Here is an 18,263-nt window from a genome sequence, read left to right on the forward strand (position 1 = left end):
GGCAGACGGACGCGCGGGAACGCCGCGAGCGGATCGGCGACCGGGTCGAACTGCTCACCGACCGCCTCTCGGAGGACCACGACGACCTCGAAGACGCCGGCGAACGCACCAACGAGGAGACGCCCGCCGCGGACGCGGACGCGTACGACAGAGCGGGCGAAGCGGCGGACGAGCAGTACCGACGCAACGTCGAGAACTGGCGGCTCGACAGCATCCTCAGGCGGTCGGTGGAGGCCTCGACCGTCGAGGAGGAGGCGCCGGAGATCGCGGACCAGGCCCACAGGCGCGTCGAGGCGGGTGAGCGGTCGTGAAACGCCGACAGAGCGTCGTCGGCGACGCCGAGGACAACGTCTCCCGGTGGAAGTCGCTGTTGAGCGACGTGAAGGGCCTGTTCTCGGAGGCCGACCGCCTCGAAGGTGACGTCGAGCGCACGAGCGAGGAGATCGACGGCGCTTGGGACGACACGTCCGGGGAGGTCTCTCGGGTCGATCGCGAGGTCGCGAAGAGCGTCGACCGACAGGCGAGCGACCGACGGGCGGACTCGGAGTTCGACCGGAGCGACGCCGCCGACCCGCCGAAGGCGGTCCCAGACGTCGAACCGGTCCACGGCGACCCGGACCTCCCGGGCGACGCAGACTACGAGATCCCCGACCCCGTCAGCGAGGCGGAGATACGCGACGAACTCGGCGGCATCGAGGAGTCCGAGCCGGTCGCCCGCGAACGCGCCACGCCGTTCACCGAACTGGAGTGGTTCGAACTGCACTCCGCCCAGTACCCGATCGGCGAGGAGCTGTTCGAACCCGACCCCGAGCGCAGCCTCGCCGACGAGGCCGAAGACGCGGGCGACGCTCGGGTCGGCGAGCGAGACACCGAGCGGGACCGCGACCGGGAGACCGGTCGCGAGGAGGGATCATGAGCCTCGACGACCGTGGTTCCGGAGTCGACCACGCCGCCCTCCGGCGGCTGACCGCGGGCCGCGGCGACCCCGACCAACGGGCCGCGGATGCGACGGCCCTCGGCGAGGACGGAGACGGCTCCAGACGCGTCGTGCGCGCGCTGGTCCAAGCGCTGTGGGACGACGAGACGGTCGTCCGCGCCGCCGCCGAGTCGGCGCTCGAACGACAGTTCCGGTCGACGGACGAAGCGGGCCGTCGGATGCTGGTGAACGTCCTGTTCGTCACGCTGGCCGGCGACGCGGACCCGCCCCGGGCTGTCACCTCGTTCCTCTTCCGGTTGGTCGGCTGGGTCAGGAGCAACCGGACGACCGAGCCGGACCTCTTCGCGACGGTGCTGACGGAGGCGGAGCGCGCCCGCGAGGGGGGAAGCTACTCCCAGCCGGTCAGCCGCGCGCTCAAACAGCTGTACAACGCGGGGACGAACGACGAGACTCGGTCGACGGAACTCCTCGGGTCGTTCAACCGGCGACGGGCGCTGGACCAGCTCCGTTCCGAGACCGCACCGCCCGGCGAGGTCGAGTACGCCCTCCGCCTCCTCGGCGACAGACCGGTCGGGGACGCGAGCCTGGAGGTGTTGCTGTATCCCCTCCTCCCGCTTCGGATCGCCCACGACTATCAGGTGATGAACAAGGCCGTCGGGAACCTCAAGCAGTGGTCCGACGAACTCCCCCAGTCCGACCGGTTCGAACTGGCGAACGCGGTCGAGGAGGTCCGCGCGTTCCGACGCGGCGACCGCGAGGCGCTACCGGGACGGCTCCGCAACGAAATCGCGTTGAGCGAGGTCGGCGTCGACGTCCTCGTTTCGGAGCTCGACCGACTGCGTGACCTCGCGCAGTACGAGCGGGTGGTCCCGTCGGTCCTCGACACGCTGTCCGGCGTTCACGGCGTCCGCGAACACGTCGACGCGATCACGACCGTCGCCGCGGAGAACGACGGCCGCCAACGGAGCCGCGCGGTCGACGTCCTCTCTGGGGTTCTCACGGGGCTGGACGCCGAAATCGATCACAACCGAGACCGCATCCGCGCCAGCTACGACGACGACGTCGCCGAGACGGACGACCGGGTCCGAGAGCTGTTCGCCGAGCTCGCTGCGGCCTCGCCGCTTCCGGAGGCGGACCTGCGTCGCGTCGTGCGCGAGCTCGTCCGCTCTCGACCGCAGGACGCGACCGATCGCATCGCAGAGCTGATCGCCGACCGCCCGGCGGACGACTCCGTCGTCGAGACCGTTCTCGACACGGTGGCCTCCGAGTCGATACTCGACGGGACGGCGCCGATCGTGCGCCTGTTCGAGCGGCTCGCGGACGAGGACCCGGAGGGGGCGCTCCGGGCCGCCGAGACCCTCAAAGCCCTCGGCCACGACGAGGCCCGACGAGCGCTCGAAGACGCGATGTCGGGGCAGGCGGGTCGCGTCGCCGACGGGGCCCGCGAGGCGCTCGTCACGGGCGGCTTCTACGAGCGCGTCCGAGCCGTCGAGACGCGCTCGCGCTCGACGGAGCTGGCCGCGCGAAGCGAATCCGCGGAGGCCGATCGCATCGACGCGGAGGCGGACCGGCGTGCGGCGCGTTCGGAGTACAAGCGACTCGAAGGGCAGCTTCGCGAGGAGGTGTTCGAGGCCGACCAAGCGCTCCGTCGCGGCTTGGCGGAGGTGATCGAAGCGCGGATCGACTCGCTCGACACGCTCGTCGAGCTTCACCTCGCCGACCGGCGCGTCGAACGGCTCCTCGAGGCGGCGCGCTCGCGACACGGGGAACTGGGACAGTACGTCGACCGGGTCGTCTTAGGCGAGGACGTCCGGGCGGGGATCCGCGAGGAGTTCGAGACGATCGAACACGACCTGACCTATCTGGAACGGCTCTCCGCCGGCGACGGCGACCGAGCGGCCGAACTCGACGACCGACTGGCTGATCTCGACGCCGGGAGCCGAGTGGAGTCCGACGTCGATTCCCCCGACGACGAACACAGAGCGGCGTTGCTCGAGCGCGAGCGCGAGTCGCTGCGCGAGCTCCGGGACCGGTACCGGGCGGCCGCCGACGAGCGGTCCGCTCGCGTCTCCGAGCTCCGGTCGGCGTTCGAGCGGGAACGGCGGCGGTTCGACGCCGCGAGCGTCGACGGCGTCGCGACGGTCACGAACGTCCAAGACGCGATCGACGCCGTCGAGCGGCGGTCCGCCGAGGTGGAATCGCTGGTCCAGCGCCGCGAGCGCGATTGGGAGCGCGTCACGGCCGCGGCCGATCGGCGTGACGAGTCCGTCGCAGAGGCGTTGGCATCGCTCGAGGACACGGCCGGGGAGCTGGCCCGGACCCAACGCCGGATCGACGATCTCACCCGAGAGATATCCGACAAGCGACTCGACCAGCAGCACAGCTCCCAGCGGAGCAGAGACGAGAAGGAGACGTACGGAGAGATCGAACCGCGCGCCCGCGGCGACGCCAGACACCGCCACGAGGTGGCCACCGACCGCGCGTCGTTTTACGAACACCGACAGGTGTACGAGGCGTTCATCCGTCGGTACTACGAGACGCAGTTGGACGTGGTCCGCGACCGCGACTTCCGGGACCGGCACGCGGACCAGTTGGCACGGATACAAGATGAGCTAACGGACCACATGGAGTGACCACAGATGGGTAACGACACCGACGCGGTCGATCTCGGCGCGCTCCCGCGCTGGAGCGAGCGCCTCATCGACCGCCTCGACGACGAGTACGGCATCAGAACGGGCGAACTCGCCGATCGGAACTTCCCGGACGACCGGCCGCCTCGGTGGCTTCAGGGGACCGCGACGGGCGGCGGCGACGCCCCCGACTGGATTCAGAGCTTCTGTCTCGACGCGGACCCGGCGGTTCGGCGCCTCTGGGTCGAAGAGGGGTTCCTCTCGGCGGACCCCGCGTGGCTCGAGACGCTCGTCACCGGCGACGAGGCCGACGTCGCCCGGGTGTTCCTGCTCACCGGCAACGTCGACGACTACGCGTTTTCGCCGGACTCCGGGTATCTCCCCGCGATCGATCGGATCGAGGAGAACGCCGCGAAGCGGAAGGACTGGGTGATCCGCTACTCGCTGTCGAACGGGTTCGAGCGTCCCGTCAGGGGAGTGGCGACGCCGGACGACGACCCGTCACCGTTCGACGACCTGGAGATCGACCCGAACGGAGACGGCGCGGCGGACCGGACGAGGAGCCCGCAAGAAGCGCTCGACGGTGACGTCCGCGTGATGGAGGAGCTGCTGGAACGGTCCTACGACGGGGGGATCGCGCTGATCGTCGACAACCTCCACCTGCTCTCACCGCCCGACTCCGCGAACGTGAACCAGAACGTCGTGACCGACGCGATACAGCGGTGGGCGCGGTCGCCGTCGATGTTCCAGAGCGAGAATCAGGTCGTCCTCCTGGCGGGCTCCTCGGAGGGACTGACACGCGACCTCCGGTCCGCCTCCAGTCACATCGAGACGATCGACGTCCCGCGCCCGGAGGACCGCGGCGACCGGCTGAAGTTCCTCGCGGCGCTGTACGCCGGGGGCCGGGTGGCGCCGATGAGCGGGATCCGCCTCGACGGCGCCACGAGACCGCGGTTCGACGACCGGTTCGGCTCCGGCATCACGGAGCAACTCCGGACGCTCGCCGAGCGGACGTCGGGACTGAACCTCGTCGGGCTGGAGAACCTCGTCCTCCGGGTCAACGCGGGCGACGAGCGGCAGTTCACGACGGAGTACGTCAAGCGGGCCAAGCGCGACCAACTGGCCCAAGAGAGCGGCGGCATTCTCGAGGTGTCCGAACCCGACCCCGGGGTCGACCCGGAGTCCGCCTTCGAGGGGGTCGGCGGGCTTGACGCGGTCAAAGAGCGGCTGATCCGGATCAGCGATCTGATGGAACGGGCCGGGACCTCCGAGACGGTCCGCCGCTCGCTGCCGAGCGGCCTCCTCTTCCTCGGGCCCCCCGGAACGGGGAAGACCCTCGTCGCCCGCGCGTTCGCGAACGCCTGCGGCGTCAACTTCGCGGAGCTGGGCAACATCCGGTCGATGTACGTCGGCGAGTCGGAGCGAAACCTCTCTCAAGCGCTCGATCTGATCCGATCGCTGACGCCGGTGGTCGTGTTCATGGACGAGATCGACCAGACCATGGGTCGTCGGGGGAGCGGCGACGAGAGCGGCGTGGATCGGCGGCTGTTCGCGCGGATCCTCCAGTTCATGTCCGACCCCGAGCTGGACGGACAGGTGATCTGGATCGCCGCGAGCAACGAACCGACGCGAATCGATCCGGCGCTCAAGCGGGCCGGGCGGTTCGACCTCACGGTGCCGTTCGTGCGCCCCGACGCCGAGGCGCGCCGTTCGATCCTGCGCGTCCACCTCCGCGACCGCGACGCGGCCGTCGACCTCTCCGCGGCCGACTGGGACTGGCTCCTCGACCGGACCGCGGGATACACGGGGGCCGAACTCGAACGCGTCGCGAAGGAAGCCATCTGGACGGAGCTGTCCGCCAGCGGCGGGCCGGCCGACGTCACCGTCGACGGCGACTCGGTTCGGGCGGCGCTGGCGGCGTACAGCCCCCCGGCGAACCGCCGCGAGTTCCGGCGGATGGAAGACGACGCGCTCGTCGAGGTGACGTCCGTCGACATGCTCACCGAGTCGCAGCGAGAGCGCCGCGAACAGCTGGTGAACGGAGAGTAGCCGCCGCCGCTCGACGGAGGCTCTCCACCGCGGGGGATCCGCGGACGGGCGCCGCGGGCGTGTGACCTGCTCACCCTCGATCAGTCGGCGGCGGCGGGCGTCTTCGCCGGCTCGGAGTGCGCCTCGGCGTCCTTCGGCGCCGGGGTCCACTCTAACTCCTCCTCGTAGCGGAAGGCGCGGTGGTCGCGCGTCGGGTCGACGACGGTCAGTGAGAGCCAATCGTTGTCCAGCAGTCCGGCCACGGCCTCGTTGTCGGCGAGGATCTCGGTGACGCGGTCGACCGGCGCGTGGACGACCGTCGAGAGCCGGAGCGGTTGGTGGTACGGCTCGTCGGCGGCGGCCTTGACCGACTGGAGCGGCAGGCCCGTCATCAGGTCGCCGCCGTTGCCCTGATACACGCCGACGTTACCGACGGGGTTGTGGGTCACCTTCGAGCCGCTCCCGTACGCCGCGTTGTCGACCGTCGAGAAGTAGTACTGCGCGTTGATCCACTGCGTGACGACCATCGGACCGGCGAGGATCGCTTCGAGCGCGTCGCCGTCCGGGTCGGTCGCCCAGTCGTACGAGTGGAGGAAGGCGCGCCCGTCGAGGTCGAGGTCGCTCGTCAGTTCGCGGGGGCCGACGACGAAGCCGGCGTTGCCGGCGAGCCCCCACTCGGGGCGCGTCTCGGCCCAGTCGGCGGCGCGGCGCTCGGTCTCGCGAACGGCCGCGTTCCCGGCGTCCGGCCCCGTGCGCTCGGCGGCGGCGCGCTCGCGGGCGTCGGCGAGGTCCGAACGCAGCCGTTCGAGGTCCGCTGCGTGCGAGTCGGGAACGCCGCCGTCGTACAGTTCGATCTCGTCGGTCGTCGTGTTGTGTTCCGCGGCGAGGAAGACGGTGTCGTCGGGCACGTCGATCCCGCGCTCGCGGAGCCCCGCCTTCACCGCGGGGTCGTTACAGATCGCCGCGAGGACGCGGGCGCTCGGCCCGCCCGGGTTGCCGGCGCAGGCGCCGCAGTCGAGGCTGGAGTCGTAGGGGTTGTTCGCCGTCTCGGCGGCGTGACCGGTGAAGACGACGAGGCGACCGAACGCCTCCCAGCCCATCAGATCGAACGCGGTCGCGGCGTACTCGACCTTCTCGTCGGGGGACAGCCCCGTCGGGAGACCCTCCCCGGTGTCGTCGTGTTCGTGGACGCCCGGCTCGCAGAACTCGTGGTCGTCGGGCACCGCGTCGTCGGCGCCGTCGAGCAGGTCGTACACCCGACCCGGGACGAGCGTGCGCGCCGCGAGCGCGAGGCCGTACCCGCTCCCGGCGCCCTCGACGAAGCTGAACGCGGTGCCGGGGTTCGACCGCAGCGTCTCGATCGCCTCGCTCGCGGCCTCCCGCAGGCCCGTCCAGCGGTCGCGGCTCGCCCGCGCGTCGCCGTCGGTCGGGACCTCGGTGACGCGGTGTTGCGGGTCGAGTATCGGCGGACAGGCGTCGATCGACACGTCCGAGTCGTAGCCGCGGTACTCCATCGGGACGCCGAAGAAGCCGGCGTAGCCGTGCGTCTCGTAGTCGCCGGTCGCCTCGACGTGCCGGCGGATCACCTCCGAGCGCGTGTCGATACAGAAGACCAGCTGGGCGTCCGGGCGACCCGACGCGCCGCCGTCGGCGCGGGCCCCGCTCGCCTCGTCGCGCGCCTCGCTCTCGGCGGCGACCCGCTCGACGAGTTCGTCGCGGTACGTGGCCTCCCACGCGGTCAGGAACGCGTCGGCGATCTCGTGGCTCGCGTCGACCGCCGGACCGTCGGACTCCGGCGGCGGCGCGAGGTCGACGCCGAACCCGTCAGCCAGCGCGAGCCGCGCCGCGAGGTACCCCTCCGGCGTGATCGGGTACGCGGACTGCCACGCGCCGTCGTCGTCCGCGCGCTGCTTGAGCAGGCCGGTCCACCCGGGGAGCGCGGCGAACTGCGCCTCGAAGACCGACTCCCACTGCTCTCTCGGATATGACTCCAGCGCGGACTCGATCGCCTCGGTCGGCGACGCCGGCAGGTCGGCGACGACGCCGGCGTCGGGGACCGCGTCGTCGTACGCGGCCACCGACCGGAATGCGTCGTAAAACCCCGCCTCGCGGTTCGGCATCGCCCACTCCGCCCGCCCCTCGTCGAGGAAGGCCGCCAGCCACTTCGTCAGCACGCGGTCGACCCGCTCGGCGGCGGGGTCCGCCTCCTCCGTACCGTCCGAACCGCCCGCCTCGTCCGTCTCCTCGGCGGCCGCCAGCCGCTCCAGCAGGGCGTCGGGGTCGGCGTCGTAGCCCCGGTCGGACAGTTCCGCGTCGAGGCGTTCCCGATCGATCCGCTCCTCGTCGAGGGCCGCGCGGAACGTCTCTGCGCGGGGGTAGCCCCTCCCGCCGAGGAGGTCCGCCGCCCGGCTCACCGCCTCGTCGAACGGCAGGTCCTCGAAGCCGGAGAGCGGGTTCGCGGTCACGAACGAGTGGACCGGCCAGACCGAGCCGACGGCGGTCGCCGCCGCGTCGATCTCTTCCTCGACCGCGCGCTCAGTACTCATCGTACTCCTCCGTGGCGGTCAAGACGGTGTTCGGAGCGGGCTGTCCCGCGTTCAGGAGGGCGACGTAGAGCCGCTCGCTGCGCTCGTAGACGCCGGTCTCGATCGCGACGTACGCCGCGAGGAAGGCGACCGCGACGAGCCCGTGGAGCGCGGTCAGTTCGGTCGGGGCCGAGACGAGCGGTAGCCCGGAGAGCAGCCCCGAGACGGCCCTGTACGCGAGCGCGTACACGGCGATGGCGGGGAGCGCGACCAGCGGGACCGCCCCGTAGCGGGCCGCCGTCGAGAGGGTCGTCCGGCGCACGGCGCTCCGGGCCGCGTGGAGCGTCGTGAGCGTCACGAACCCCGCGAGCAGCAGCCCGCTGTCGACGCTCGTCCCCTTCCCCGTCAGGAGCGCGAACGTCGCGCCGCCCGCGAGCCCGGTCACCAGCACGACGACCGCGCCGGCGACGCCCGCTCCGCCGGGTTCGTGGTCGTCCTCGCCCGGGGCCCCGTTCTCGACCTCGTCGCCCGCGCTCAGGAAGTGGTACGCCTTGTAGAAGCCGTGTAAGATGAGGTGCGTGACGGCGGCACCGAAGAAGCCGAGCCCGGCTTGGACGGTCATGAACCCCATCTGTCCGATCGTCGAGCAGCCCAGTTCGCCCTTGACGTCCGACCGGACGGTCTTGAGTAGCTTTCCGGCCAAGGCGCTCGCGGCGCCGACGACCACGACGGCGAGCATGAGCCACGTCTCGACGGTCACGACCGGCGCGAAACGGGTCAACAGGATGCCGCCGGCGTTGACGAAGCCGGCGTGCATCAGCGCCGAGGCCGGCGTGGGGGCGGTCATCGAAGAAAGCAGCCAGTCGTGGAACGGGACGAGCGCCGACTGGATCATCGCCGCGAGGACGAGCGCGGCGCCGGCGACGAGCCACGCGGACCCGCCGAGGGTGTCGGCGCTCGCGGCGATCCCGGAGATCGTCGTCGCGCCGGTGTTCCACCACAGCGCCGTCAGCGCGACGCCGAGCAGCGCGCTGCTGGCGAGGAAGGACCGCCGCGCGACGCTCGCGGCGGCGCGCGCCTGCGGCCAGCCGTCGACGGTGCCGACGAGCCGCGCCATCAGGAGCCCCATCGCCAGCCAGCAGCCCCAGAACAGCGCGAGGTGGTCGGCCGCGACGAGCGCCATCACGGTGAGCGTGAATCCGATGATCCCGAGGAAGAAGTCGGTTTCGTGGGCGCTCCCCGCCATGTAGCGGCGCGAGTAGCTGTGAACGATCCCGCTGAAGAACGTCACGACGACCCACAGCAGGACGGTCAGCCCGTCGACCGCGACGGCGCCGAGGATCTCCCACGGCCCGCCGAGTCGGACGTGGGCGACGAGCGCGACGACGCTCGCGACGAACAGCGTCCACGCGAGCCGCGTTAGTGCGACGGGGACGAACGACGACTCGTCCGTCTCCCGGAGCGCTCCGACCGTCGGTTTCGAGGTGCGTCCTGACATCGTTCGACTCGTCACGCGACCGCGTCCGGCACTCGGAACGGTCCCGAATCCGGATCTGGTCGCATCTACTGCTATTTGAGAACACTATGACTATTAAAGCTGTCTCTATTCACAAAACGTTCGATCAAACCAGATTATAGAACATTATGTTTGCCGGGGGCAACGGCGACCGGCGTGCGCGTCGGTCGCGAGGCGGCGCCGGAGCGACGTCGATTCCCGATCCGTTCGTCGTCGCCACTCAAGAAACCATATTGTTCCCGAGTTCGCAGGGGCGGTATGGAGGAACTCTCTGGGACCGTCCTCGTCGGCGAGTCGTTCGACCCCGTCCGGGGACGCGTCGTCGTCGAGGACGGGCGTATCGAGGCCGTCGAGGAGACGGACACCGAGTCGACGGACGTGGTGATCCCGGCGTTCGTCAACGCGCACACCCACCTCGGCGACTCCGTCGCCAAGGAGGCGGCGGTCGGCCTCTCGCTCGACGAGGCGGTGGCGCCGCCCGACAGCCTGAAACACCGCCGGCTGGCGGCGGCCGACCGCGACGAGCTCGTGTCGGCGATGCGCCGGACGCTCCGATTCGCGCGCCGGACCGGCACGGTCGCGTGTCTCGACTTCCGCGAGTCCGGGCCCGCCGGCGCGCGCGCGCTCCGCGAGGCGGCCGCCGAGACGGGCGTCGACCCGTTCATCTTCGGGAGCGGCGACCCGTCCGTCCTCGACGTCGCCGACGGCTACGGCGCCTCCGGCGCGAACGACGACGGCTTCGCCGCGGAGCGCGCCGCCTGTGCGGAACGGGGCCGCCCCTTCGCGATCCACGCGGGCGAACCGGACGCGACCGACATCCACCCGGCGCTCGATTTGGACCCGGATCTGCTCGTTCACATGGTCCACGCCGAGCGGGAGCACCTACAGCGGGTCGCGGACCAGTCCGTCCCGGTCGCGGTCTGTCCGCGCGCGAACGAGGTCCTCGACGTCGGCAAACCCCCGATCCGGGAACTGCTCGACCACACGACGGTCGCGCTCGGGACGGACAACGTCATGTTGAACCCGCCGTCGATGTTCCGCGAGATGGCCGTCGCGGCGAAGCGGTTCGACGTGACCGCGCGGGAGGTGCTGCGGATGGCGACCGCGGCGGGCGCCGAGGTCGCCGGCCTCGACTGCGGGGTGATCGAACCGGGTCGACGGGCCGCGCTCGTCGTCCTCGACGGCGACTCGGACAATCTCGCGGGCACCGAGGACCCGGTGCGCGCGGTCGTCCGACGGGCGACCGGGCTGGACGTCGAGCGCGTCCTCGGCTGACCGTCGCCCGTCCAACTCGGCCCGTCCTCCCGTTCCGTCCGCTACTCCTCGCCGTTCCGCTCCGAGTCGAACTCCCCGAAGGGGGTCGTCTCGTGGGTCCGCACGAGGACCTCGTCGGCGACGGTGACGCCCATGTCGAGGAGCGACTGCGCCACCGGCGTGATGTCGTCGTCCGACTCGCCGACGACGGTCACGAGGAGGTTCTGTTCGCCGGTCACCAGCTCTTGGACCGACACGACGCCGTCGATGTCGAGGATGTCCGGGATGAGGTCGCCTCGCTCGGGTATCGACGCGGTACAGTAGAGCAGCATCCGGAGCGGGTACCCCGACCGCTGGTAGTCGACGCTGGCGCTGTACCCCTTGATCACGCCGTCGGATTCGAGCCGCTGGATGCGCTTGCGGACGGTGCTGTCCGAGGTGCCGGTCCGCTCCGCGATGTCCCCGGACGACGTGTTCCGCGCGTCTCCCTGTAGCGCGTACAGGATCGCCCTGTCGACGTCGTCGATCGCGCCGTTGTCCATGCCTCGCCGATACGCGCGTGTAGTTTTTATACGTTGCCGGCTCGCTGCTCCGACCTCGACGCCTCCGCTGGCGCCGACCCCGGCACGTCCTCGACGTCGCTCCCGCTCCGACCTCGACGCTTCCGCCGGCACGTCCTCGGCGTCGATCCCGACGCCTACATACGACGCCCGCCAGTGGGTCGGATATGGGAACGTACACCGCGGACATCGACGTGCGGTTCCGCGACATCGACGCGATGGGCCACGTCAACAACGCCGTCTACGCGACGTACATCGAGCAGGCGCGGACGCGGTATTTCGGCGAGGTCCTCGGCGCGGACCTCTCGGGGACGTCGACGGTGTTGGCGTCGATCTCGATCGACTTCCGTCGCCCGGTCGAGCTCGGCGACGGCGAGGTCACCGTCACCGTCGACGTGGCCGACCTCGGGCGGTCGAGCGCGACGATGGCCCACGAGGTCCGGGTCGGCGACGCGGTCGCCGCGACGGCCGAGGCGACGCTCGTCTCGCTGGACCCCGACACCGGCGAGCCCGTGCCGATCCCCGAAGACCACCGGGCGGCGATGGAGTCGTACCACGACCTCTGAGCCTCCGGAGGGACGCCCTCGGAGCGACCGGTCGGACCGCCCGGACGCACACCTTCTTGACGCCGCGGACGGATCGATCGGTATGACCGTTCGACTGTACGCCCTCGACGGCTGTCCGTGGTGCGAGAAGGCCGCCGAGGCGTTGGACGACGCGGACGTCGAGTACGAGACGGAGTGGGTCGAGGCGCTCCACTCCGAGCGCAACGAGGTCAAGCGTGTGAGCGGTCAGCGCGGCGTCCCCGTCCTCGTCGACGAGGCGCACGGCGTGACGATGGCGGAGAGCGCGAACATCGTCGAGTACGTCGAGAGGACCCTCGCATGAGCATCTACACCGGCCGCGGCGACGAGGGCGAGACCGACCTCCGGGACATGAGCCGGGTGTCGAAGTCGAGCCACCGCATCGAGGCGTACGGCTCCGTCGACGAGGCCAACGCGCTGATCGGCACGGTTCGCCCGACGGGCCACGACGACGTCGACGACCTGCTGGAGACGATACAGAACCACCTCCACGTCGTTCAGGCCGACCTCGCGAACCCCGATCCCGACCCGGACGATCCGCAAGTAGAGAGCGACCACACCGAGGAGTTGGAGGGCAACATCGACGCGTTCGACGAGGAGCTGGAGCCGCTCAAGGCGTTCATCCTCCCGGGCGGCAGCGAAGCGGGCGCGGCGCTCCACCACGCGCGCACCGTGGCCCGACGGGCGGAGCGCCGCGTCGTCGACCTCGCGCGCTCGGAGCAGATAAACGAGGCGGTTGTCACCTACCTCAACCGCCTCTCCGACCTCCTCTTCACCCTCGGTCGCGTCGTCAACGCGCGCGACGGCGAGCCCGAGGAGTCGCCGACGTACTGAGTCCCGAGCGCGTCCTCGGCCCGTGTCCCGAGCGCGCGATTTTTCCCCGTGCCGCGCGAGGTGCGGATATGACGCTCGACAGCTACGCGGCGGCGGTCTCCGGCCTCGACCCGGAACCCGGCGAGGTCGAGACCACTGAACTCGTCGTCACCGACGACGTGCTCGTGAAGGCGTTCGTCCTCGGCCCGGACGCGGCCGTTGACCCCCACGAGCACGCCGACGCCACGAACGTGTTCCACGTGGTGGAGGGCGAACCAACCGTGGTCCGCGACGGCGAGGAGGAGGCGCTCGCGGCCCCGGCCGTGGTGGAGAACGCGCGCGGCGCGGTCCACGGCGCACGCAACGACACCGACGACCGAGCCGTCCTGACGGCCAGCATCGCGCCGCTCAACTGATGGACGGCGAAATCGATCCCGAGGAGCTGTCGGCGCTGTTGGACGAGCGCGACGGCTCCGCCGACGAGTCGCTCCGCATCGTCGACATCCGCGACCAGCGCGCGTTCGACCGAGGCCACCTCCCCGACAGCGAGTGTATACCGTTCCCGGAGCTGACGAGCCGGGTCGCCGAACTCGAAGACAGCGACCGCATCGTCACCGTCTGCCCCCACGGCGTCGCCAGCCAGCAGGCGGCCCAGCTCATCGGCAGCTACGAGGGGACCCAGGAGGCGCGCGTCGAGAGCCTCCGCGGCGGCATCGAGGCGTGGGAGCAGGAGATCGGCGACCTGCCCGCGTCGGACGAGCCGGCCGCCGGCGACCCCGACGAGGGGCCCGAGAGCCCGTTCTGACGCGAGGCGGTCGCCTCCGGGTCAGATCGCGCGGATCCGGACCCGCCAGAAGTCGCGGAAGGCGTCGTCGAGCGCCGCTTCCGGCTTCCCGGTGGCGTCCGACACGTCGGTGACGGCGGCGCGGTCGCGCACGCGGCCCAACACGCTGCGCTCGCCGACGACGATCACGCGGTCGAGGTCGCCCTCCGCCGCGACCTCGGCGAGCGCCTCGTCCGCCCGGTCGAGGTGGTCGTCGATCTGCCCCTCCCGGCGGCGCTCGAAGCGCCCCTGCGAGAAGCCGCCCTTCGAGTGCGCCTCCTTCACGTCGCTCGTGAATCCCTCGAAGGCGACCCGCTCGCCGCCCTCGTAGGTGCCGACCGCGAAGGTGTCCGAGCGGACGAGGGCGAACGCGAACTGGCCGGTCGGCCGGAACCACGCGTCGTCGAGCCGGAATCGGTCGCTCCACCGGTCGAACGGCGCCGGTTCGATCGGCGGGGTCAGCGCCGCGCTCACCGCGCCGGTGTCGTCGGCGAGGACGACCGCGGGCGCGGCCCGCCGGACGAGCGCCGTGCGGTCGCCGAACCAGTCCGACACGGTCGTCGGCACCGAGTCCGCGTCCGGCACGTACGCCGTGAGCAGTCCCTCGGGGTCGTCGCTCTCGACGCTCCGAAAGCGGTCAAGCGCGTCCGCAAGCTTCGGGCCGCTGTAATCGCTCACGCGCCGGTACTCGACCGATTCCTCGGTGCCCTCGGCGCGTTCCAGCCGCTCCTCCAGCGACTCGATCCGGTGTTCCAGCTCGTTGACGCGCTCCTCGGCGCGCTGGCGGTCCGCCACGGCGTCGGAGCGCCGCTCCTCCTCGGCCTCGGCGCGGCGTTCGAGGTGGCGCTTCTCCTCCTCCAGCTCCTCGATGCGTTCCTTCAGCTCGGCCCGCCCGAGCAGCCTGTCGATCATACCGAATCCGCGACCCCCTGCGACCTAAAAGGTGTGTCTGTGGCGGAGACGGACGCCGCTCTGCGGGCCGTCCGCGCGTCGCGCCGCCGTCCGACGCTGTCTCCCGCGCGGCCGTTCGTCGCCGCGTTCACGTCGTCCGCTTCGCGCGTGATCCGATCGGTGCGTCTCCGCCACCGTTTTAGCGTCTCCCGACGCTTCGGGGGATATGTCGTCTCCGTCCCTCCAGGAGGAACCGAAGACGGGCACCGGCGTCACCGCCGACCTCGACCTCGACTGGCTGTCGCTCGAGGACGACGAGGAGATCCGCTGGGCGAGCACGCCGCACAAGTACAGCCTCGTCCCGGCGCTCCTCGTCGGCGTTCCCCTGTCGCTCGTCCTCGTCGGGATCCCGATCGTCGCCGCGAGCTACCTCCAGTACAAGAACACGAACTACGTCGTCACGAACAAGGGGCTGTACAGCAAGCGGGGCATCCTCTCGCGGGACGTGAAACAGATCGGGTTCGAGAAGGTACAGAACATCTCCTACTCGCAGTCGGCCATCGGTTCGTCGCTCGGGTACGGGTCGGTCGAGGTCAGCACCGCCGGCGGCTCCGGCGTCGAGCTCCGGTTCCGGAGCATTCCGGACCCGGCGTCGGTCCAGGAGCTGATCGCCAGGGAGATCGACGCCCGAAAGCGGGACAGCGCCGACGGCGACGGCGACGCCGACGACGTGCTCGCCGAGACCCTCGTCGAACTCCGCGCGATCCGCTCCGCGGTCACCGACGACGGTGCCGGCGGCGACGCCGAGACGCCGACCGCGACCGGCGAGGACGTCGGCGCCGAGCGGACCGCGTCGGAGACGGCGCGCGAGGACCGATGACCGGCGACTGGTGGTTTCGGCACGACGACGAGACCGTCGTGTGGACGGGTCGCCCGCGGCTATCGGCGGCGCTCGGCGGGGGCGTCGTCGGCGTCGCGCTCCTCGCGGCGGCCGCGGTCGACCCGCGTATCGCCGCGGCGAGCCTGCTCGGCGTCGGCGTCGTCGGCTGGGCACTGCTCCGCATCACACGGACCGACTACGTGGTCACGACTCGAGCGACCTGGTCGAAACGGGGTGTGCTCGGTCGAACGGTCCGTCGCGTCGGGCTGGCACAGGTACAGAACACGGCGTACAGCCAGTCGGTGACCGGTTCGGCGTTCGGGTACGGCACGGTCACGGTCGAAGTCGCCGGCGGGCCGGACCTCGAACTCCGCCGGATCGACGATCCGCAGGCGGTTCGACGAGAGATCACCGACCGGACCGGGACCGCCGACCGCGAGCGGCCCGGGACGACCGAGCAGTGGCGGGCGGTGCTGTCCGTCGTCCGCGACATCGAGGCCGCAGTCGACTGACCGGCGGCGGCTCCGGCGGAGCGGTGGCGACACCGGTCAGGCGACGCCCGCGCCGCCGAGGATCAGCCGGAGCCCGATGACCGTGAGGAGGCCGAGGACGACGCCGCGCCGGAGCCGCTCACTCACGCGGTCTCGGAGGCGACTCCCGACGGCGACGCCGGCGACCGCGGGGACCGCGGCGGCGGCCGACGCGAGCGCGAACGCGCCGTCCGGGTAGAGTCCGAGCGCGCCCGCGGCCCCGACGCGAAGGCCGTTGATCCCGACGAACACCAGCGCCACGACCCCGACGAACACCCCGTGCGAGAGGTCGAAGCTCCGGACGAACGCGACCAGTTGGACGCCGACGTTCGTCGCGCCGAACAGGACGCCGGAGACGACGCCCACGACCCCCATGACGATCGGCCCGTCGGCGCGCCCGCGGTCGGCCGAGGTCGGTAGCGACGGGAGCGGGACCGCGCGCTGCGCGGTCGCTACGAACCCGAGCGAGACGACGCCGAGCAGGACGCGCAGGGGAGCCGCCGGGAGGCGATCGAGCAGCGCCATCCCCGCGAGGGTGCCGACGAGCGCGGCCACGAGCAGCGGTGCGAACCGGGCCCCGCAGGTCCGGAGTTCCTCGCGCGTGAGCTCCCCGACGAGGGCGACGTTCACGGCGAACATCGGGACGATCATAAACGCGACGGCGGCCGCCGGGTCGAGCGTCGACGCGAGCACCGTCGTCCCCACGACCGCGAAGCCGAACCCCGCGACCCCGTTGACGGCGCCCGCGACCGCGACGACGACCGCGACGGTCGCCACCACTTCGGCCGAGAGCGCGAGCGCCATACGTTCGACACGAGCCGGACCGGCATAATAACACGAGTGCCCGATCGGGCCGCTCCGGAGGGGTCCGCGACCCGATGATCGAACTATTCCCCTGCCGACGCGGTCGCTAGGGTGATCGGTCCCGCGCGCAATTCGACCACGACACATGGACCGCCCTTCTCGGAGTCCGAGCGCTGCCGCCGCGGTCCTCGCCGTTCGCGACTCCCCCAGAAACGCGTCGTCGTCCTACGCGTTCACGTGTGGCTCCCACCCCTCCCAGCGCAGCAGCGTCTCGGCGCGGTCCGCGTCGGCGAGCAGCACGTTCCGCCGGTCCGGGAGCCGCTCGTCGGCGAGTTCCTGAGGAATCGCGAGCGTGCCGCTCGGGACGTCGTCGTCGCCGCCGACCGGGATGTGGCCGCCGTCGACCTTCATGACGAGCGGGGCGTCGAGTCGCTCGACGCCCTCGCCGTCCGCGTACAGCTGTTCGTTGACGCGTTCGTGGTCCGCCCGCTGGATGACGGCGCGCTCGCCGTCGCGGGGTTCCACGTACAGTTCCCCCAGGTAGTAGCCGCTTGAGAATCGCTCGAACATTCTATGCGTGTTAATCTCTGCCACAGCAGTATATAAGCGTTTCCCGTGGCTCACGCGCGCTGAGATCCGGCTCGGACGCCCGTCACCCCCCGAGCGCGTCGCCGTCGCCCGACTGGTAGTACGCCGCCAGCGGCGTCCCGCGTTCGTGTTGGGCGTCGAACAGGCCGGCGAGCCAGCCGACCGCGTCCGGGTCGTCGTTGGCCGCGTACCCAAGGAAGTTGCCCCTGTCGCCGTGGATCGCGAGGTATGCCGTCGTGCGGTCCTCGACGGTACTCAGGTACCACGCGAACGGGAGGTCGGTGACGACGCTCATTTCCACCCCGGCGTCGACGACGGAGCGCGCTCGCTCGGGGCTCTCGGCGGCCAGGTAGTCCGCGACCCGCTCCGTCAGGACGAAGGACAGTTCGAGCGACTCCTCAGCGACGGTGCGCCGGTACAGCGTCGAGACGAACGCCTCGTCGTTGACGGCGACCGACGCCCCTCGGAACCGGTCGGCCGCCTCGGCGACGCGGCGAAGCCGGGTCAGCACCGTCGCCGGCGAGGTGTCGGCTATCGTCACCAGCTCGGCGTCCGCGAAGAACCGGTGGTTGCGCGGCGCCGACGGGAGCTCGTTGAGGACGCCGTCGGACGCCTCGACCACCTCCGCGATCGCGGACGCCTCGTCGACGGTGTCGAGGAGGATCCGGCCGGCGTACGTCGCCTCGTAGCCGTCCGTCCCGCGCTCGATGAGGCCGCCCTCTTCGAGGGCCCGGACCGCGCGATTGACCGTCGACCTGGAGTGCTCGAACTCCTCGACGAGGTCCCGGATCTGTGCGGGACCGTCTGAGAGGCGGACGAGGTACCGTCGACGCGCGAAGGCGAGGTCGAGCACGATTTAAAACGTCGGACAGCTATCAGTAATACGTGTCGCTTGAGGAA

At 71.1% G+C, this 18,263-nt stretch carries 19 protein-coding genes; 12 read left to right on the forward strand and 7 right to left on the reverse strand.

Features of this window, described 5'->3' with window-relative positions; genetic code table 11:
* The 4 genes from C463_RS19060 to C463_RS16490 form a co-directional block, all read left to right on the forward strand.
* Positions 1-311, forward strand: a 311-nt coding sequence (locus C463_RS19060) for a hypothetical protein (RefSeq protein WP_008446053.1), incomplete at its 5' end; no start/stop codon positions are given.
* Positions 308-916 (forward strand): hypothetical protein, encoded by a 609-nt coding sequence (locus C463_RS16480; RefSeq protein ID WP_008446055.1) that lies wholly within the window; start codon positions 308-310, stop codon positions 914-916. The genes C463_RS19060 and C463_RS16480, both read left to right, overlap by 4 nt.
* Positions 913-3,570, forward strand: coding sequence for a hypothetical protein (locus C463_RS16485; protein WP_008446057.1), 2,658 nt, complete (start codon positions 913-915; stop codon positions 3,568-3,570). Before C463_RS16480 ends, C463_RS16485 begins: the two co-directional genes overlap by 4 nt.
* A gap of 6 nt (positions 3,571-3,576) precedes the next feature.
* Entirely contained in the window at positions 3,577-5,616 is a 2,040-nt protein-coding gene (locus tag C463_RS16490; RefSeq protein ID WP_008446058.1) for an AAA family ATPase, read from the forward strand.
* An 80-nt stretch (positions 5,617-5,696) separates the two neighbouring features.
* On the opposite strand, the gene C463_RS16495 is transcribed toward C463_RS16490, so the two are convergent.
* Together C463_RS16495 and C463_RS16500 are read right to left on the reverse strand one after the other, a co-directional pair.
* Positions 5,697-8,141 carry a DUF2309 domain-containing protein gene (locus C463_RS16495; protein ID WP_008446061.1) on the reverse strand — a complete coding sequence of 815 codons (2,445 nt, stop codon included), beginning with the start codon at positions 8,139-8,141 and terminating at the stop codon, positions 5,697-5,699.
* On the reverse strand, positions 8,131-9,618 hold the full coding sequence (locus tag C463_RS16500) for a proton-conducting transporter transmembrane domain-containing protein (protein WP_008446063.1): 1,488 nt from the start codon (positions 9,616-9,618) through the stop codon (positions 8,131-8,133). Before C463_RS16500 ends, C463_RS16495 begins: the two co-directional genes overlap by 11 nt.
* 276 nt (positions 9,619-9,894) lie before the next feature.
* On the opposite strand from C463_RS16500, the gene C463_RS16505 reads away from it, so the two are divergent.
* Complete coding sequence (locus C463_RS16505; RefSeq protein ID WP_008446065.1) at positions 9,895-10,911, forward strand: amidohydrolase family protein; 1,017 nt, start codon at positions 9,895-9,897, stop codon at positions 10,909-10,911.
* Between the two features lie 41 nt (positions 10,912-10,952).
* Here C463_RS16505 and C463_RS16510 read toward each other — a convergent pair whose 3' ends face one another.
* A complete protein-coding gene (locus tag C463_RS16510; protein ID WP_008446068.1) occupies positions 10,953-11,432 on the reverse strand; it encodes an Lrp/AsnC family transcriptional regulator in 480 nt (159 codons plus the stop codon).
* Between the two features lie 185 nt (positions 11,433-11,617).
* Here C463_RS16510 and C463_RS16515 point away from each other — a divergent pair, with 185 nt between their 5' ends.
* The 5 genes from C463_RS16515 to C463_RS16535 all read left to right on the forward strand — a co-directional run bounded on the left by C463_RS16515 (position 11,618) and on the right by C463_RS16535 (position 13,652).
* Positions 11,618-12,016, forward strand: a complete 399-nt coding sequence (locus C463_RS16515) for an acyl-CoA thioesterase (protein ID WP_008446070.1) — start codon at positions 11,618-11,620, stop codon at positions 12,014-12,016.
* Positions 12,017-12,098: 82 nt separating this feature from the next.
* A complete protein-coding gene (locus tag C463_RS16520) occupies positions 12,099-12,338 on the forward strand; it encodes a glutaredoxin family protein (protein ID WP_008446071.1) in 240 nt (79 codons plus the stop codon).
* Entirely contained in the window at positions 12,335-12,868 is a 534-nt protein-coding gene (locus tag C463_RS16525) for a cob(I)yrinic acid a,c-diamide adenosyltransferase (RefSeq protein ID WP_008446073.1), read from the forward strand. The genes C463_RS16520 and C463_RS16525 overlap by 4 nt, the downstream gene beginning before the upstream one ends.
* Before the next feature lie 68 nt (positions 12,869-12,936).
* Complete coding sequence (locus C463_RS16530; RefSeq protein WP_008446075.1) at positions 12,937-13,263, forward strand: cupin domain-containing protein; 327 nt, start codon at positions 12,937-12,939, stop codon at positions 13,261-13,263.
* Positions 13,263-13,652 (forward strand): rhodanese-like domain-containing protein, encoded by a 390-nt coding sequence (locus tag C463_RS16535; protein WP_008446077.1) that lies wholly within the window; start codon positions 13,263-13,265, stop codon positions 13,650-13,652. Before C463_RS16530 ends, C463_RS16535 begins: the two co-directional genes overlap by 1 nt.
* Before the next feature lie 21 nt (positions 13,653-13,673).
* Here C463_RS16535 and C463_RS16540 read toward each other — a convergent pair whose 3' ends face one another.
* Positions 13,674-14,582, reverse strand: coding sequence for a Vms1/Ankzf1 family peptidyl-tRNA hydrolase (locus C463_RS16540; protein ID WP_008446079.1), 909 nt, complete (start codon positions 14,580-14,582; stop codon positions 13,674-13,676).
* A 205-nt stretch (positions 14,583-14,787) separates the two neighbouring features.
* Here C463_RS16540 and C463_RS16545 point away from each other — a divergent pair, with 205 nt between their 5' ends.
* Together C463_RS16545 and C463_RS16550 are read left to right on the forward strand one after the other, a co-directional pair.
* Positions 14,788-15,441, forward strand: coding sequence for a PH domain-containing protein (locus C463_RS16545; protein ID WP_008446080.1), 654 nt, complete (start codon positions 14,788-14,790; stop codon positions 15,439-15,441).
* Entirely contained in the window at positions 15,438-15,953 is a 516-nt protein-coding gene (locus C463_RS16550; protein ID WP_008446081.1) for a PH domain-containing protein, read from the forward strand. Before C463_RS16545 ends, C463_RS16550 begins: the two co-directional genes overlap by 4 nt.
* A 36-nt stretch (positions 15,954-15,989) precedes the next feature.
* Here C463_RS16550 and C463_RS16555 read toward each other — a convergent pair whose 3' ends face one another.
* The 3 genes from C463_RS16555 to C463_RS16565 form a co-directional block, all read right to left on the reverse strand.
* Positions 15,990-16,775, reverse strand: coding sequence for a TSUP family transporter (locus C463_RS16555; RefSeq protein WP_008446084.1), 786 nt, complete (start codon positions 16,773-16,775; stop codon positions 15,990-15,992).
* Positions 16,776-17,000: 225 nt separating this feature from the next.
* On the reverse strand, positions 17,001-17,345 hold the full coding sequence (locus C463_RS16560) for a DUF5802 family protein (protein WP_008446086.1): 345 nt from the start codon (positions 17,343-17,345) through the stop codon (positions 17,001-17,003).
* Between the two features lie 82 nt (positions 17,346-17,427).
* On the reverse strand, positions 17,428-18,216 hold the full coding sequence (locus C463_RS16565; RefSeq protein WP_008446088.1) for a helix-turn-helix transcriptional regulator: 789 nt from the start codon (positions 18,214-18,216) through the stop codon (positions 17,428-17,430).
* Between the last annotated feature and the right edge of the window lie 47 nt (positions 18,217-18,263).

Origin of the sequence: Halorubrum californiense DSM 19288 (assembly GCF_000336875.1) — an archaeon.
Lineage (GTDB): Archaea > Halobacteriota > Halobacteria > Halobacteriales > Haloferacaceae > Halorubrum > Halorubrum californiense.

What these genes read in the sequence shown, in the direction of transcription:
- C463_RS16560 (WP_008446086.1), bottom strand. Translation starts at nt 17,345, where the DNA reads ATGTTCGAGCGATTCTCAAGCGGCTACTACCTGGGGGAACTGTACGTG.
- C463_RS16530 (WP_008446075.1), top strand. Translation starts at nt 12,937, where the DNA reads ATGACGCTCGACAGCTACGCGGCGGCGGTCTCCGGCCTCGACCCGGAA.
- C463_RS16500 (WP_008446063.1), bottom strand. Translation starts at nt 9,618, where the DNA reads ATGTCAGGACGCACCTCGAAACCGACGGTCGGAGCGCTCCGGGAGACG.
- C463_RS16535 (WP_008446077.1), top strand. Translation starts at nt 13,263, where the DNA reads ATGGACGGCGAAATCGATCCCGAGGAGCTGTCGGCGCTGTTGGACGAG.
- C463_RS16545 (WP_008446080.1), top strand. Translation starts at nt 14,788, where the DNA reads ATGTCGTCTCCGTCCCTCCAGGAGGAACCGAAGACGGGCACCGGCGTC.
- C463_RS16490 (WP_008446058.1), top strand. Translation starts at nt 3,577, where the DNA reads ATGGGTAACGACACCGACGCGGTCGATCTCGGCGCGCTCCCGCGCTGG.
- C463_RS16550 (WP_008446081.1), top strand. Translation starts at nt 15,438, where the DNA reads ATGACCGGCGACTGGTGGTTTCGGCACGACGACGAGACCGTCGTGTGG.
- C463_RS16495 (WP_008446061.1), bottom strand. Translation starts at nt 8,141, where the DNA reads ATGAGTACTGAGCGCGCGGTCGAGGAAGAGATCGACGCGGCGGCGACC.
- C463_RS16540 (WP_008446079.1), bottom strand. Translation starts at nt 14,582, where the DNA reads ATGATCGACAGGCTGCTCGGGCGGGCCGAGCTGAAGGAACGCATCGAG.
- C463_RS16505 (WP_008446065.1), top strand. Translation starts at nt 9,895, where the DNA reads ATGGAGGAACTCTCTGGGACCGTCCTCGTCGGCGAGTCGTTCGACCCC.
- C463_RS16555 (WP_008446084.1), bottom strand. Translation starts at nt 16,775, where the DNA reads ATGGCGCTCGCGCTCTCGGCCGAAGTGGTGGCGACCGTCGCGGTCGTC.
- C463_RS16485 (WP_008446057.1), top strand. Translation starts at nt 913, where the DNA reads ATGAGCCTCGACGACCGTGGTTCCGGAGTCGACCACGCCGCCCTCCGG.
- C463_RS16515 (WP_008446070.1), top strand. Translation starts at nt 11,618, where the DNA reads ATGGGAACGTACACCGCGGACATCGACGTGCGGTTCCGCGACATCGAC.
- C463_RS16520 (WP_008446071.1), top strand. Translation starts at nt 12,099, where the DNA reads ATGACCGTTCGACTGTACGCCCTCGACGGCTGTCCGTGGTGCGAGAAG.
- C463_RS16510 (WP_008446068.1), bottom strand. Translation starts at nt 11,432, where the DNA reads ATGGACAACGGCGCGATCGACGACGTCGACAGGGCGATCCTGTACGCG.
- C463_RS16525 (WP_008446073.1), top strand. Translation starts at nt 12,335, where the DNA reads ATGAGCATCTACACCGGCCGCGGCGACGAGGGCGAGACCGACCTCCGG.